Below are 15400 nucleotides of genomic sequence, written 5' to 3' on the forward strand. Positions count from 1 at the left end.
AGTACTTGGACAAGGCGGACGAGATCCTGAGCGCGGGCGGAAAACTCGCCGCGATGAAGGCCGATGTGGAGGGCGCCCGCTATCCCAAGAAGGTCGGGGATCTGGCCAAGTTGGAGTCCCAGGCGGTTGAGATCGGCGCCTACGCCAACGTCGTCGTGCACGGCCTGCTGCAGACGGAGGAGTACGCCCGTGCTCTGTACGAGCTCCGACGGCCGGCCTATGGGGAGGAGCAGGTCGAGCGGCTCGTCTCGGCCCGGATGGCCCGCCAGAGCGTAATCCGCCAACATCCGGCCCCCCTGCTGACCGTGGTGCAGGAGGAGGCGGTGCTTCGGCGGCCGATCGGGGGCAAGATGGTGATGCGCCGCCAGCTTGAGTACCTGCTGGAAGTCGGCAAGCTGCGGCACGTCGAGATCCAGGTCATGCCCATCGTCGTGGAGGAGCACGCAGGACTCGCGGGCTCGTTGCAGGTCATCAGGATCAAGGACGGAACGACGGTCGGACACAACGAGGTTCAGCTGGTCAGCCGCTTGATCACCGAGCCGAAAGAAGTCCAGATCCTGGACATGCGCTATGGCATGATCCGAGCACAGGCTCTGACGCCTCGGCAGTCGCTGACTTTCATCGAGAAGGTACTAGGGGAGACATGACAGCCTCCAGCCCCAACTGGTTCAGGAGCAGCTACAGCACCAACGATGGCCCCGAGTGCGTCGAGGTCGCGGTGACGCCCGAAGCGATCCTCGTCCGGGACTCCAAGGACGTGGACGGCGGCCACCTGGCCGTGGCCCCCGCCGCCTGGACCGGCTTCCTCCGGTACGCCGCGGGCTGATCCGGGCGGGCGGCCCCTCAGAGGCCGTCGCCGTGAACGGCGGTCCCGCAGCTGCTCTCGGTGCCGCGGCTTCCGGTGTTTTCGCAGCTGCTGGTGGTGTCAGAGCCGTGCCGGTCGAGGTGATCTCTGTCCTCGGCACGGCTCCTGCCCGATGCGGCGAGGAATCCTGCGACACCCGCCGCGACGCCGACGACGGTCAACGCGACTGCCTTCTGTAGGGCCATGCCGTCCTCCAGAGCGGTTCGGAAGTACCCAGCACTGTGCCCCGCCCGGGTGATCCCGACACGCCACAGCCCGCCCCGCCCCCGGGAATCAGACGCGCAGGGCCGCAAAGACGGCCCGGGCCCGTTCGCCGTCCGGTGTGCGCCAGGTGGCCGTGACGCGGGTGGCCGGGTCCGGGTCCGCCGGGGCCGCTTCATGCAGGACGCGGGTCACCGACAGCGTCGGGCCGTCCTGGCCGGGGACCACGGTGACCGTGGGGTCCGGGGCGTCGCTCGCGTTCTGGTCCTGGGGGACCGCCTCGCCCCGGAGCAGCGCGCGCAACTGGGCCACCAGGACCGGGTCCTGGGTGCCGTCGTAGACCCACCGCCGCCCCAGTACGCCGTGCTCCGAGGTGCCGACGAGGGCCTGTTCGGCGCCGGGGAGCGGGGCCCCGCGGTAGGTCAGGGGCAGGTGGTACGTGACCGGGGTGTCGCCGCTGGAGTCGGTGACCACCATGAACTCGATGCCGACCTCGCCCTCGGGGTCGTCCAGCCGGAAACCGCCCGCCTTGGCCAGCTCCGGAGCCTGGCCGGGCCGCCCCTCGTACCAGGGCTGCGCCGGCAGCCACGACGCCACGAGTTCCAGCTTGCCGGGGGACATGGTGGTGCGGTGGACGACAGCCATGCGGACGGGCCTCCAGGACTCGTGGGCGGTGCGTGGTGGACGAGCTTTCCTGCGGAGCGTAGCGCCGGAACAGATCCGTCCGGAGGAAGGGTTCGCCGAATAGGGGGGACTCGGGTGGCTCGTCCCGCATGCGGCGCGGTTCCACCTCCGCCAGGTCGGAGAATTCGCCGGAGTTTCGCCTACGGCCCGGACGGCTCGGACGGCCCGTCCAGCAGCGTCCTGGCGTACGAGAGGAACGCCGCCAGGGCCAGCTCGAAGGCCGCGTCGGCCCGGCCCGGACCGACCGTCGCCAGGGCGCCGGCCAGCAGGGGGGTCTCCGGCGAGGGCTCCCACATCGCCTCCGGCGCCGCCAGGTCCAGCGCCGAGCCCAGGATCAGGTTCTCCAAGGCCGTCAGCAGCGGCATCACGTCCCTCTCGGCGAAGCCCGCCTCCCGCAGCCGGGCCACCGCGCGCTCGTAGTGCGCGAGCACCTTCGGGGCCCGGACCGGCGTGGTCATCAGCAGCGGGATGGCCCGCGGATAGGCGGCGAAGGCGGCCCGGTACGAGCGCGCCCACTCCTCCAGGGCCCGGTCCCACGGGTCCGCGGCCAGGGCCTCGTCGGTGATCAGCTCGCACACCAGCTCCCGTATCAACTCGATCACCCCCGCCCGGCCGTCCACGTGGTGGTACACCGAGCCGGTCTGCACACCGAGCGCCCGGGCGATCTGCGGAACGCTGAACTCGCCCTGCTCCGCGACCAGCTGCAGACCGGTCGCGGCGATCCGCTCCCGGTCGAGGAGGGGGGTGCGCGGCCGTGCCATCGGTTTTCTCCCGCCGTCAGGTCTTCCCGAACTCCAGACCCGGAGGCTACATTGCCGCGAACCGAAAGCCTTTAGGTTTTTGCCCCCACCGCCCCCACCGCCCCCACCGCCCGCACCGTCCGCACCGGCGCATGGTCGAGGCGGCCGGGCGCGGCCGACCCCGCCCCGACGGGGCCGATGGCACTGGAGGGCATGACTTCGTGCGCGGCGCTCGCGGCCGGGGAACGGCGCGGGTGGCGGGCGGGTGGCGGGCGGGATCGCCGCGGCCGGCAGGCGCTGCTTTGCGACAGGGCCCAGCCAGCTAGCGCCGGAAGCGGTTCAGCAACGCCGCCGCCGGGTGCGGACCCGCGTACTCCGGGTGGCGCGGCAGGTGGTGCGGCAGCGAGCCGTACCAGCTGCGCGAGACGGTGTAGCCGAAGGTCAGGCAGAGCATGCCGCCCACGGCGTCGAGCCAGAAGTGGTTGGCGGTGGCCACGATGACGACCAGGGTCACCGTCGGGTAGAGCAGGCCCAGGATCCGGGCCCAGGGGGCGGAGGCGACCGCGAAGATCGTCAGCCCGCACCAGAGCGACCACCCTATGTGCATGGACGGCATGGCGGCGTACTGGTTCGACATCTGCTTGAGGTTCCCCGACGCCATGGAGCCCCACGTGTGGTGGACCAGCACGGTGTCGACGAAGTCCTGCCCGTTCATCAGCCGGGGCGGGGCGAGCGGGTAGCAGTAGTAGCCGACCAGGGCCACGCCCGTGGTGGCGAAGAGGACGAGGCGCGTGGCGGCGTACCGCCCCGGATGGAAGCGGTAGATCCACACCAGCACGCCGATGGTCACGGCGAAATGGAGCGTCGCGTAGTAGTAGTTCATGCCCACGATCAGCCACGTCACCGAGTTCACGGCATGGTTGACGGACTGCTCCACGGCGATGCCGAGGGTGCGCTCGGCGGACCAGATCCAGTCGGCGTTCGCGAGGGCGGCCGCCTTCTGCTCGGGCACCGCGTTGCGGATCAGCGAGTAGGTCCAGTAGCTGACCGCGATGAGTACGATCTCGAACCAGATCCGGGGCCGGCGCGGGGACCGCAGCCGGGTGAGCAGGGTGCGTTCGGAGCCCGGGCGGGTCTCGCTCTCGGTCACCTGGGGTGACGAGACATCCGTGCTGGGGGTGCCCCCGGCGTTAGCCGGGGGAGTTTCCAGTGTCTTCACGCTCGCTTCACCCATGGGATAGGAGTTTGCCAGATGCGATCTCGCCTTCGATCATCCCTCGGGACGGTCTTCGGCGCCTCCGCTCAGACCTGCGGACTAGTCCGCCCCCGAGCCTGCCCGGGGCCGGAGGCCGTCGAGCCGCGGACCACCAGTTCGGGCAGGAAGACGAACTCGCTGTGCGGGGCCGGCGTACCGCCGATCTCCTCCAGCAGGGTCCGGACCGCCGCCTGGCCCATGGCCTGGACCGGCTGCCGGATGGTGGTGAGCGGCGGATCGGTGAACGCTATGAGCGGGGAGTCGTCGAAGCCGACCACCGACACGTCCTGCGGCACCCGCAGCCCCTGCTGCCGGGCGGCCCGGATCGCGCCGAGCGCCATCATGTCGCTCGCGCACACCACCGCCGTGCAGCCCCGCGAGATCAGCGCGGTCGCGGCCGCCTGGCCGCCCTCCAGGGAGTAGAGGGAGTGCTGGATCAGCTCCTCGGTCTCGGCCTCGTCGAGCCCGAGCCGCTCCTTCATCCCGAGCCGGAAGCCCTCGATCTTGCGGACCACCGGTACGAAGCGCTTCGGTCCGACCGCCAGGCCGATCCGGGTGTGCCCCAGCGCGGTCAGGTGGGTCACGGCGAGCTGCATCGCGGCCCGGTCGTCGGGGGAGACGAAGGGGGCCTGCACCTTGTCGGAGAACCCGTTGATGAGGACGAACGGGACGCCCTGGCCGCGCAGTTGGTCGTAGCGGCCCATGTCGGCCGTCGTGTCGGCGTGCAGCCCCGAGACGAAGATGATGCCGGAGACCCCGCGGTCGACCAGCATCTCGGTCAGTTCGTCCTCGGTGGACCCGCCGGGTGTCTGCGTGGCCAGGACGGGCGTGTACCCCTGCCGGGTCAGGGCCTGGCCGATGACCTGGGCGAGCGCCGGAAAGATGGGATTGTCCAGCTCGGGGGTTATCAGGCCGACGAGCCCCGCGCTGCGCTGGCGCAGCCGTACGGGCCGTTCGTAGCCGAGCACGTCGAGCGCGGCCAGCACGGATTCACGGGTGCCGGCGGCCACACCGGGCTTGCCGTTGAGCACGCGGCTGACTGTGGCTTCGCTGACCCCCGCCTGGGCTGCGATGTCGGCTAGCCGTGCGGTCACGGGATTGGACTGTACCGGTCGCACCTTTAAATTGCCCACCAGGTGCACGAATCCGCCGGAAGCCGGACGGTGCGCCCGTCCGTCTCCACGGGCGCGCTGGAGAGTACGGGGCGTCCGGGTGCGGGGAGTTCGACCGCGGCGGGCCGGGTGTTGAGGGTGCAGGCGAAGCCGGGCCGGGTGAAGAGGAGGACGTCCTCGGGCGCGGACAGCCAGGTCAGCGGGCCCGCGTCGGGGGCGCCCAGACCCGGCAGCGCGCGGCGCAGTTCCAGGGCGGCCCGGTAGAGCTCCAGGGTGGAGTGCGGGTCGCCGGTCTGGGCGGCGACGCTGAGGTCGCCCCAGCCGGCGGGCTGCGGCAGCCAGGTGCCGGCCGGCCCGAATCCGTACGGCGGCTCCGCGCCGGACCAGGGGAGCGGCACCCGGCAGCCGTCGCGCAGCCCGTCCTGCCCGGCGGTGCGGCGGAAGGCCGGGTCCTGGCGCACCTCGTCGGGGAGGTCGGTCACCTCCGGCAGGCCCAGCTCCTCGCCCTGGTACACGTACGCGGACCCGGGCAGGGCCAGCATCAGCAGCGCGGCCGCCCGCGCCCGGTCCAGGCTGCCGAACCGGGTCCGGTGCCGCACGACGTCGTGGTTGGACAGCACCCACGTGGTCGGCGCACCCACCGAGGCGGTGGCGGCCAGTGACTCGTCGATCACGGTCCGCAAGGCAGTGGTGTCCCACCGGCAGTTCAGGAACCGGAAATTGAAGGCCTGGTGCAGCTCGTCGGGGCGGACGTAGAGGGCGAGCCGCTCGGAGGTCGGGGCCCAGGCCTCGGCGACGCCGATGCGCGAGCCCTCGTAGGAGTCGAGGAGCCGGCGCCAGGATCGGAGGATCTCGTGGACCCCGTCCTGGTCGAAGAAGGGGAGCGGCTCGGTGCCGATGAGGGTGGCCTGTGCGCCGTGGCCGATGTCGGGCAGGCCCGCGGCCTTGACCATGCCGTGGGCGACGTCGACGCGGAAGCCGTCGACGCCGAGGTCGAGCCAGAAGCGCAGGACGGAGACGAACTCGGCGGCGACCTCCGGGCGCTCCCAGTCCAGGTCGGGCTGCTGCGGGGCGAAGAGGTGCAGGTACCAGGCGCCGTCCGCGACCCGGGTCCAGGCGGGGCCGCCGAACACGGACTCCCAGTCGTTGGGGGGCTCGGCGCCGCCGGGCCCGCGGCCGGGGTGGAAGTGGTAGCGCTCGCGCATCGCCGGATCCCCGGCGAGGGCGGCCCGGAACCAGGGGTGCTGGTCGGAGGTGTGGTTCGGGACCAGGTCGACGATGACCCGCAGCCCCAGGGCGTGGGCGGCGCGGACGAGCTCGTCGGCGTCGGAGAGGTCGCCGAAGAGCGGGTCGACGGTCCGGTAGTCGGCGACGTCGTACCCGCCGTCCGCCTGGGGGGACACGTAGAAGGGGGTGAGCCACACGGCGTCGACCCCCAGCCGGGCGAGATGGGGGAGCCGCTCGCGCACCCCGCGCAGGTCCCCGACGCCGTCCCCGTCGCTGTCCGCGAAGGATCGTACGTACACCTGATAGATGACGGCATCGCGCCACCAGCCGCCGCTTGCGGTGGTCTTGCTGGAAGCGCTTGCAAGCCGGGACGCGGTCAGCTCATGGGTCATATAGGGGTCAACGCGAGCAGACGCCCCCTGGTTGCGGGCCCGGACAGTCGAAGCTGACTCGAACTAACAGCAAGCTGCGGCAACCGTCCGGACACACGGATGTAACGATCACGGCCTCTTGCAGAAAATTGCCGCAAGCTCTTTCGGACGGCTTTCAGTCTTGTTACGTTCCTGGCAACTCAGGACCGCGAGGGCGCGGCCGGGATCATCGAAGGAGTTCATATGCGGCGTGGCATAGCGGCCACCGCGCTGGTCGCGACCCTGGCGCTCGCGGCGACGGCTTGCGGTGGTGACACCAAGGACGACGGTGCTGAGACCAAGGCCGGCGGCGAGCTTTCCGGCACGGTCACCTGGTGGGACACCTCGAACGACGCCGAGAAGGCGAGCTTCCAGAAGATCGCCGAGGCGTTCACCGCGAAGCACCCGAAGGTGACCGTCAAGTACGTCAACGTCCCGTACGGCGACGCGCAGAACAAGGTCAAGAACGCGTTCAGCAGCGGTTCCGACGCCCCCGACGTCATCCGCGCCGACGTCGGCTGGGTCGCCGACTTCGCCTCGCTGGGTTACCTCGACGAGGTGCCGGCCGAGACCGCGAAGAAGGTCGACACCGAGTTCCTCCCGCAGGCCGCGGCCAGCGGCAAGTTCGAGGGCAAGACCTACGCAGTCCCGCAGGTCATCGACACCCTCGGCCTCTTCTACAACAAGAAGATGCTCGCCGACGCCGGTGTCCAGCCCCCCAAGACGCTGGAGGAGCTGAAGACCGCCGCCGCGGCCATCAAGGCGAAGTCCGGCAAGGCCGGGCTGTACCTGCGCGGCGACGACTCCTACTGGTTCCTCCCGCTGATCTACGGCGAGGGCGGCGACCTGGTCGACGCGAAGGGCAAGACCGTCACCGTGGACAACGCGGCGGGCGTCAAGGCCTTCAAGACCGCCCGTGACCTGGTCGCCTCCGGCGCGGCGGTCACCAACGCCACGGACGGCTACACCAACATGCAGACGGCCTTCAAGTCCGGCGAGGCCGCCATGATGATCAACGGTCCGTGGGCGGTCGCCGACACCTACGCGGGCGACCAGTTCAAGGACAAGGCCAACCTCGGCGTCGCCGCCGTCCCGGCCGGCTCGGTCAAGGCCGGCGCCCCGCAGGGCGGCCACGACCTCGGCGTCTACGCCGGTTCCAAGAACCGCGCCGCCGCGCACGCCTTCGTCGAGTACATGACCTCGCAGGACGTCCAGGTGCAGTCCGCCAAGGAGCTGAGCCTGCTCCCGACCCGTACCGCCGCCTACGAGCAGCCGGACGTCAAGGGCAGCGAGATGGTGGCGTTCTTCAAGCCGGCCGTGGACAAGGCCGTCGAGCGCGCCTGGATCCCGGAGAACGGCTCCCTCTTCGAGCCGCTGAAGGTCGAATACACCAAGGCGATCACCGGGGCGTCGAGCCCCGAGGACGCGGCCAAGGCGGCCGGTGTCGAGTTCCGCAAGATCCTCAAGGGCTGGAAGTAACTAAACCATGGCTGCTCACACCAGCCAGTCGGTGGCGAAGGCCGCGGGCGACGACGTCGAGAACGACGCCGCCGCCCGCGGCCTGAGCCGCAGGACTGACAGCGAAAGCGCCGGCAACGGCAGGCGCGGTGGACTGAGGCGTGCCCTCGCCACCCACTGGTACGCCTGGGCCATGGTCGCCCCGGTGGTGCTCGTCCTCGGCGTGATCATCGGCTGGCCGCTCGTCCGCGGCGTCTACCTGTCGCTGACCGACGCCAACGAGCGCAACGTCGCCCGCACCATCGGCGCGCGTCACATCGAGGCCACGTACGAGTTCGTCGGACTCGACAACTACACGTCCGTGCTCGGCGACCCGGTCTTCCTGCAGCGGCTGGTGTGGACGGTGGTGTGGACCGTCGCCTGCGTGTCGATCACCTTCACCCTCGGCCTGGTCCTGGCCAACATGCTCAACCGGGACTTCCGGGGCCGCGCCGCCTACCGGATGGCGCTCATCCTGCCGTGGGCCGTCCCCGGCTTCGTCTCGGTCTTCGCCTGGCGGTTCCTCTTCAACCGCGACAACGGCATCCTCAACAAGATCCTCGACGGCGGAGGCATCGCCGCCGTCCCGTGGCTCGACGATCCGACCTGGGCCAAGTTCTCGGTCGTCGCCGTCAACGTCTGGCTCGGCGTCCCCTTCATGATGGTCGCCCTGCTCGGCGGACTGCAGTCCATCCCCGGTGAGCTCTACGAGGCCGCCGAGATGGACGGCGCGAGCGCCTGGCAGCGGTTCCGGCACATCACGCTGCCCGGGCTGCGCGCGGTGAGCATGACGGTGATCCTGCTCTCCACCATCTGGACCTTCAACATGTTCCCGGTGATCTTCCTGCTCACCCGCGGCGGACCCGGTGACTCCACCGAGATCCTGGTGACGCAGGCCTTCCGCGAGGCGTTCGTCGCGAGCCCGCGCGACTTCGCCGGCTCCGCGACCTGGGGCGTACTGATCCTCGCCCTGCTCATGATCTTCGCGCTGGTCTACCGGCGCTCGCTGCGCAAGCAGGGAGAGGTGTGGTGACCATGACCACCCGCACTCGGGGCGCCCGCGCCCCGCTCGCCTCCGTCGGCCTGCACCTCACCCTGCTCGTCGCGTCCGTCATCGCCGTCTTCCCGGTGCTGTGGATCCTGCTGACCTCGCTCAAGCCCGCCGAGTACGCGGTCAGCACGGACTTCGTCAAGGAACCGTCCTTCGGCAACTACACGCACCTGCTGGAGTCGAGCCACTTCCTCAGCTGGTTCGCCAACTCCGTCCTGGTCGCCGGCGTCACCACCGTCCTCGGTGTGTTCATCGCCGCCACCACCGGATACGCGGTCAGCCGGTTCAAGTTCCCCGGCATGAAGCCGCTGATGTGGACCCTGCTCATCACGCAGATGTTCCCGATGGCGATCCTCATCGTCCCGCTCTACAACCTGATGGGCGACCTCGGCCTGCTCAACCAGCCGATCGGTCTGATCATCACCTACCTCACCATCGCCGTGCCGTTCTGCGCCTGGATGATGAAGGGCTTCTTCGACACCATTCCGGTGGAGATCGACGAATCCGGCCGCGTCGACGGGCTCAACCCCTTCGGCACGTTCTGGCGGCTCATCCTGCCGCTCGCCAAGCCCGGCCTCGCCGTCACCGGCTTCTACGCCTTCATCACCGCCTGGGGCGAAGTCGCCTACGCCTCCGCCTTCATGGTCGGCGAGGAGAACCTCACCCTGGCCGGCGGACTGCAGACCTTCGTCACGCAGTACACCTCCAACTGGGGTGCGATGAGCGCCGCCTCGGTCCTCATCGCCATCCCCGCGGCGATCTTCTTCGTTTTCGCCCAGCGTCACCTCGTCGCCGGAATGACCGCAGGCGCCACCAAGGGCTGACCCCCCTGCCTGCTCACCCTTCCGGCCCGATCTCTTCAAGGACGACATGACCCAGCACCTCGCCGACGCACTTCCCACCTCCAGCGGCACCCTGCCCGGCTGGTGGAGAGAAGCGGTGATCTACCAGGTCTATCCGCGCAGCTTCGCCGACTCCAACGGGGACGGCATGGGGGACCTCGAAGGCATCCGCAGCCGCCTGCCGTACCTCAAGGAACTGGGTGTCGACGCCGTCTGGCTGAGCCCCTTCTACGCCTCCCCGCAGGCCGACGCGGGCTACGACGTCGCCGACTACCGGGCCATCGACCCGATGTTCGGCACCCTGCACGACGCCGACGCCGTGATCCGCGAGGCGCACGAACTGGGCCTGCGCATCATCGTCGACCTCGTTCCGAACCACTGCTCCGACCAGCACGAATGGTTCAAGCAGGCGCTGCGCGAAGGCTCCGGTTCCCGGCTGCGGGAGCGCTTCCACTTCCGTTCCGGCAAGGGTGAGAACGGCGAACTGCCGCCCAACGACTGGGAGTCGATCTTCGGCGGGCCCGCCTGGACCCGTGTCGCGGACGGCGAGTGGTACCTGCACCTCTTCGCACCCGAGCAGCCCGACTTCAACTGGGAGCACCCGGCCGTCCAGGACGAGTTCCGCTCCATCCTGCGGTTCTGGCTCGACCTCGGCGCCGACGGCTTCCGCGTCGACGTGGCCCACGGTCTGGTCAAGGCGCCCGGTCTGCCCGACCTCGGCGCCAAGGACCAGCTCAAGCTGCTCGGCAACGACGTCATGCCCTTCTTCGACCAGGACGGCGTCCACGAGATATACCGCTCCTGGCGCCGGATCCTCGACGAGTACGAGGGCGACCGCGTCCTGGTCGCCGAGGCATGGACCCCGACCGTCGAGCGCACGGCCCGCTACGTCCGCCCCGACGAGATGCACCAGGCGTTCAACTTCCAGTACCTGACGGCCGACTGGGACGCGGACTCACTGCGCGAGGTCATCGACGGCTCCCTGGCCGCGATGCGCCCCGTCGGCGCCCCCACCACCTGGGTGCTGTCCAACCACGACGTCACCCGGCACGCCACCCGCTTCGCCAACCCCGCCGGCCTCGGCACGCAGCTGCGCGAGGCCGGCGACCGTGAGCTCGGTCTCCGGCGGGCCCGCGCGGCGACCCTGCTGATGCTGGCGCTGCCCGGTTCGGCGTACGTCTACCAGGGCGAGGAACTCGGCCTGCCAGACGTCACCGACCTGCCGGACGAGGTCCGCCAGGACCCGTCGTTCTCCCGCGCGGCGGGACAGGACGGCTTCCGCGACGGCTGCCGGGTCCCCATCCCGTGGTCGGGTACGCAGGCCCCGTACGGCTTCGGCACCGGCGGAAGCTGGCTCCCGCAGCCGGACTCCTGGGCGGAGCTGAGCGTGGAGGCGCAGACCGGCGACCCGTCCTCCACCCTGGAGCTGTACCGGACCGCCCTGCGGCTGCGCCGCGAGCGCCCGGACCTGGGCGCGGGCGAGTCGGTGGACTGGCAGAACGCTCCCGCCGGCGTCCTGGTCTTCCGCCGCGGGGACTTCCTCTGCACCGCCAACACCACCGGCACGGCGGTACGGTTCCCCGTCGAGGGCGAGGCTCTGCTGTCCAGCGGTGCAACGGTCGAGGACGGCGTGCTGCCGGCCGACACCACGGTGTGGTGGCAGGTGACGTCGGGGTGACCTCCCCCCTCCGGCTGACGGACATCGCCGCGCAGGCCCAGGTCAGCGAGGCGACCGTCAGCCGTGTGCTCAACGGCAAGTCGGGCGTGGCGGCCGGCACCCGGCACAAGGTGCTGGCCGCGCTCGACCTGCTGGGCTACGAGCGGCCCGTCCGGCTGAAGCGGCGCAGCAACGGCCTGGTGGGGCTGCTGATCCCGGAGCTCACCAACCCGATCTTCCCGGCGTTCGCGCAGGTCATAGAGCAGGCACTGGCCGGGCACGGGTACACGCCGGTGCTGTGCACGCAGACCCCCGGCGGCGCCACCGAGGACGAGCTGGTGGAGCAACTGGAGGAGCGCGGGGTCACGGGCATCGTGTTCCTGTCGGGGCTGCACGCGGACTCGCTGGCGGATCCGTCGCGCTACCAGCGACTGGCCGCCCGTGGCACCCCCTTCGTGCTGATCAACGGCTTCAACGAGCAGATCAGCGCGCCGTTCGTCTCCCCGGACGACCGGGCGGCGGCGGACATGGCGGTACGCCACCTCGAGGACCTGGGCCACCGGCGGATCGGCCTGGCGATCGGGCCGACGCGGTACGTGCCGTCGGCCCGCAAGGAGCAGGGCTTCGTCGCCGCGCGTCCTTCGGCGGAGGCGGAAGGGCTGATCCAGCGGACGCTGTTCACGGTCGAGGGGGGCCACGCGGCGGGGATCGCCCTGCTGGACCGGGGCTGCACGGGCATCGTGTGCGGCAGCGATCCGATGGCGCTGGGCGTCATCCGCGCGGCGCGCGAGCGGGGGCTGCGGGTGCCGGAGGACGTCTCGGTGGTCGGCTTCGACGACTCGCCGTTGATCCCGTTCACGGACCCGCCGCTGACGACCGTGCGCCAGCCGGTACGGGCGATGGCGACGGCGGCGGTGGGCGCGCTGCTGGAGGCGGTGGGCGGCACCCCCGTCCAGCGCACGGAGTACGTCTTCCAGCCGGAGCTGGTGGTCAGAGGCTCAACGGCCCAGGCCCCCGCGGCGGCCTGACCCGGCGGCCGGGGTGCACGGTTGCCGGGGCGGCCCGGCCGCCCTGGGCACCCCGGGCCCCGGGCCGCGCCGGGACACCGTGCCACCGGGGTGACCGGGGCAGCCTGCTGTCCCGGTCACCCCGGACCAACTGCACCGGCGGCCGTCGGGTGATCTCCGGCCGCTCCCAGGGCAGCGTGCTCGCGGCTGCCGCCGCCCGTCCGCCCCCGGGGCACCCGGTCTCCCGGTCGTCCGGTCGTCCGGGTTACCCCGGTCATCCGGGTCCCCCGGTCACTGGGGGCACCCGGTCGTCCGGGGGACGGTTTACCCCGGTCACCCGGAGTACCCGGGTCGCCCTGGGCACCCCGGCGGTGCCGGTCCCCCCGACCGTGCCGGCTGCCCCGGCTACCCCGGCCGTGCCGGCTACCCCCGGGCGCCCGGGTCAGACCACGCAGAATTCGTTGCCCTCGGGGTCCTGGAGTACGACCGCGTAGTACGGCATGTCCGGCTCGTCCATGATCCGCAGGATGGTGGCACCGGCCGCGGTGACCCGCTCCACCGTGGCCGTGACCCGCTCGACGCGCAGGGCGATGTCCACGTCCCGCCCGCCGCCGACCTTCAGGTCGAGGTGGAGGCGGTTCTTCACGGTCTTGGGCTCCGGGACCTGCTGGAACCAGATGCGCGGGCCGCGGCCCTCCGGGTCGACGATGGACTCCGGTGTCTCCCCGGCGTCCTCGCCCAGCTCTTCCGGCGGCACTCCCATGTCCTGCCAGTAGGCCCGCCAGGAGGCGTGTCCGGCGGGCGGGGGCTCCGGGACGTACCCGAGCGCTCCGGTCCAGAAGGCCACCATGCGCTGTGGGTCCGCGCAATCGATCGTCAGCTGCATCTCCATGGGCACAGCGTCGCAGCCGCCTCCGACAACTCCGGGGGCCATCATCGCGAAACAATTCTGCAATCTCTTGCGCAAGGTCTTGCAGGGCTGGGATGCGGCCCCTACGGTCGCCACAATCCCCCCTCTCCGCCAGGAGGCCCCACATGTTCCGCCCCCGCAGAGCCGCAGCCCTCGCGGCCCTGGCCGTCGCCGCGGCCACCGTCACCGTGCAAGCGCCGCAGGCCACCGCCGCGCCCCCCGGCGGCAAGGACGTCACCGCCGTCCTGTTCGAGTGGAAGTTCGACTCCGTGGCCCGGGCCTGCACCGACACCCTCGGCCCCGCCGGTTACGGCTACGTCCAGGTCTCGCCTCCCCAGGAGCACATCCAGGGCCCCCAGTGGTGGACCTCGTACCAGCCCGTCAGCTACAAGATCGCCGGTCGGCTCGGCGACCGGACCGCCTTCAAGAGCATGATCGACACCTGCCACGCCGCCGGGGTCAAGGTCGTCGCGGACTCGGTGATCAACCACATGGCCGCCGCCGACGGCACCGGAACCGGCGGGAGTTCGTACACGAAGTACAACTACCCGGGCATCTACTCCGGTTCCGACATGGACGACTGCCGGGCGACGATCTCGAACTACCAGGACCGCGCCAACATCCAGAACTGCGAGCTCGTCCAGCTCGCCGACCTCGACACCGGCGAGGACTACGTACGCGGAAGGATCGCCGGGTACCTCAACGACCTGCTCTCCCTCGGCGTCGACGGGTTCCGGATCGACGCCGCCAAGCACATGCCCGCCGCCGACCTCGCCAACATCAAGTCCCGGCTGACGAACCCCGGCGCCTACTGGAAGCAGGAGGCGATCCACGGCGCGGGCGAGGCCGTCTCGCCGAGCGAGTACCTCGGCAACGGGGACGTGCAGGAGTTCCGCTACGCCCGTGACCTCAAGCGGGTCTTCCAGAACGAGAACCTCGCCTACCTGAAGAACTTCGGCGAGGCCTGGGGCCACATGCCATCCGCCCAGTCGGCCGTCTTCGTCGACAACCACGACACCGAGCGCGGCGGGGACACCCTCAACTACAAGAACGGCTCCGACTACACCCTCGCCAGCGTGTTCATGCTGGCCTGGCCCTACGGCTCCCCGGACGTCCACTCCGGCTACGAGTGGACCGACAAGGACGCCGGTCCGCCGAACGGCGGCTCGGTGAACGCCTGTTACGCGGACGGCTGGAAGTGCCAGCACGCCTGGCGGGAGATCTCCTCCATGGTGGGCCTGCGCAACGCGGCCCGCGGACAGTCCGTCACCGACTGGTGGGACAACGGCGGCGACCAGATCGCCTTCGGCCGCGGCTCCAAGGCGTACGTGGCCATCAACCACGAGGGCTCGGCCCTGACCCGCACCTTCCAGACCTCCCTCGCGGCGGGCGACTACTGCGACGTGCAGAACAACCGCACGGTGACGGTGAACTCCGGCGGCCAGTTCACCGCGACCCTCCCCGCCGGGACGGCCGTCGCCCTGCACACGGGCGCCCGAACCTGCTCCGGCGGCACGACCCCGCCGCCGGCGAGCACCAGCGGTGCCTCCTTCGCCGTCAACGCGACCACCGTCCCGGGGCAGAACATCTACGTCACCGGCGACCGCGCGGAGCTCGGCGCCTGGAACACCGCGGGCGCCCTCAAGCTGGACCCGGCGGCCTACCCGGTCTGGAAGCTCGACGTCACCCTCCCGCCCGGCACGGCCTTCGCGTACAAGTACGTCCGCAAGGACGCCGCGGGCAACGTCACCTGGGAGAGCGGAGCCAACCGCACCGCCACCGTTCCCGCGAGCGGCAAGGTCACGCTGAACGACACCTGGCGCAACTGAACCGCCGCTCCACCGACCAGGGCCGCCCGGCACCAACGTCCCCGCCTCCCCGGACTCCGTCCGGGGGGACTCCCGGGACGGGCGGCCCTCATCCATGCGACACGTACACAAGG

The 15400-nt window shown here is 70.8% G+C and carries 14 protein-coding genes; 8 read left to right on the forward strand and 6 right to left on the reverse strand.

Going from position 1 to position 15400, the window contains the following annotated elements:
* Together ACFCZ1_RS33840 and ACFCZ1_RS33845 are read left to right on the forward strand one after the other, a co-directional pair.
* A partial coding sequence (locus ACFCZ1_RS33840; protein WP_376682109.1) for a DUF5753 domain-containing protein occupies positions 1 to 647 on the forward strand: 647 nt, incomplete at its 5' end.
* A complete protein-coding gene (locus ACFCZ1_RS33845; RefSeq protein WP_376682110.1) occupies positions 644 to 826 on the forward strand; it encodes a DUF397 domain-containing protein in 183 nt (60 codons plus the stop codon). The genes ACFCZ1_RS33840 and ACFCZ1_RS33845, both read left to right, overlap by 4 nt.
* 312 nt (positions 827 to 1138) lie before the next feature.
* Here the strand turns inward: ACFCZ1_RS33845 and ACFCZ1_RS33850 are convergent, their stop codons facing one another.
* The 5 genes from ACFCZ1_RS33850 to ACFCZ1_RS33870 all read right to left on the reverse strand — a co-directional run bounded on the left by ACFCZ1_RS33850 (position 1139) and on the right by ACFCZ1_RS33870 (position 6476).
* Positions 1139 to 1711, reverse strand: a complete 573-nt coding sequence (locus ACFCZ1_RS33850) for a 1,4-alpha-glucan branching protein (protein ID WP_376682111.1) — start codon at positions 1709 to 1711, stop codon at positions 1139 to 1141.
* A 179-nt stretch (positions 1712 to 1890) separates the two neighbouring features.
* Positions 1891 to 2511: a TetR/AcrR family transcriptional regulator gene (locus ACFCZ1_RS33855; protein WP_376682112.1), complete on the reverse strand. Its 621-nt coding sequence runs from the start codon at positions 2509 to 2511 to the stop codon at positions 1891 to 1893.
* A 301-nt stretch (positions 2512 to 2812) separates the two neighbouring features.
* Positions 2813 to 3724, reverse strand: coding sequence for a phosphatase PAP2 family protein (locus ACFCZ1_RS33860; RefSeq protein ID WP_376682113.1), 912 nt, complete (start codon positions 3722 to 3724; stop codon positions 2813 to 2815).
* 68 nt (positions 3725 to 3792) lie between these two features.
* Positions 3793 to 4839 (reverse strand): LacI family DNA-binding transcriptional regulator, encoded by a 1047-nt coding sequence (locus tag ACFCZ1_RS33865; RefSeq protein ID WP_376682114.1) that lies wholly within the window; start codon positions 4837 to 4839, stop codon positions 3793 to 3795.
* A gap of 26 nt (positions 4840 to 4865) precedes the next feature.
* On the reverse strand, positions 4866 to 6476 hold the full coding sequence (locus tag ACFCZ1_RS33870; RefSeq protein ID WP_376682115.1) for a glycoside hydrolase family 13 protein: 1611 nt from the start codon (positions 6474 to 6476) through the stop codon (positions 4866 to 4868).
* Between the two features lie 222 nt (positions 6477 to 6698).
* Here ACFCZ1_RS33870 and ACFCZ1_RS33875 point away from each other — a divergent pair, with 222 nt between their 5' ends.
* Genes ACFCZ1_RS33875 through ACFCZ1_RS33895 form a run of 5 tightly spaced genes read left to right on the forward strand, consistent with a single transcriptional unit; the run spans position 6699 to position 12569 of the window.
* Entirely contained in the window at positions 6699 to 7973 is a 1275-nt protein-coding gene (locus ACFCZ1_RS33875) for an extracellular solute-binding protein (RefSeq protein WP_376682116.1), read from the forward strand.
* 7 nt (positions 7974 to 7980) lie between these two features.
* Complete coding sequence (locus tag ACFCZ1_RS33880; protein WP_376682117.1) at positions 7981 to 9024, forward strand: carbohydrate ABC transporter permease; 1044 nt, start codon at positions 7981 to 7983, stop codon at positions 9022 to 9024.
* A 2-nt stretch (positions 9025 to 9026) separates the two neighbouring features.
* The gene (locus ACFCZ1_RS33885) at positions 9027 to 9866 is read left to right on the forward strand and encodes a sugar ABC transporter permease (protein WP_376682118.1); all 840 of its coding nucleotides are present in this window, start codon (positions 9027 to 9029) and stop codon (positions 9864 to 9866) included.
* A 46-nt stretch (positions 9867 to 9912) separates the two neighbouring features.
* Positions 9913 to 11562 carry a glycoside hydrolase family 13 protein gene (locus ACFCZ1_RS33890; protein WP_376682119.1) on the forward strand — a complete coding sequence of 550 codons (1650 nt, stop codon included), beginning with the start codon at positions 9913 to 9915 and terminating at the stop codon, positions 11560 to 11562.
* On the forward strand, positions 11559 to 12569 hold the full coding sequence (locus ACFCZ1_RS33895; RefSeq protein ID WP_376682120.1) for a LacI family DNA-binding transcriptional regulator: 1011 nt from the start codon (positions 11559 to 11561) through the stop codon (positions 12567 to 12569). The genes ACFCZ1_RS33890 and ACFCZ1_RS33895 overlap by 4 nt, the downstream gene beginning before the upstream one ends.
* Positions 12570 to 12990: 421 nt before the next feature.
* Here the strand turns inward: ACFCZ1_RS33895 and ACFCZ1_RS33900 are convergent, their stop codons facing one another.
* On the reverse strand, positions 12991 to 13434 hold the full coding sequence (locus tag ACFCZ1_RS33900) for a VOC family protein (RefSeq protein ID WP_376682146.1): 444 nt from the start codon (positions 13432 to 13434) through the stop codon (positions 12991 to 12993).
* Between the two features lie 149 nt (positions 13435 to 13583).
* Here ACFCZ1_RS33900 and ACFCZ1_RS33905 point away from each other — a divergent pair, with 149 nt between their 5' ends.
* Positions 13584 to 15287: a carbohydrate-binding module family 20 domain-containing protein gene (locus ACFCZ1_RS33905; RefSeq protein ID WP_376682121.1), complete on the forward strand. Its 1704-nt coding sequence runs from the start codon at positions 13584 to 13586 to the stop codon at positions 15285 to 15287.
* The last annotated feature ends 113 nt before the right edge of the window (positions 15288 to 15400 follow it).

Source organism: Streptomyces sp. NPDC056224 (assembly GCF_042267665.1).
Lineage (GTDB): Bacteria > Actinomycetota > Actinomycetes > Streptomycetales > Streptomycetaceae > Streptomyces.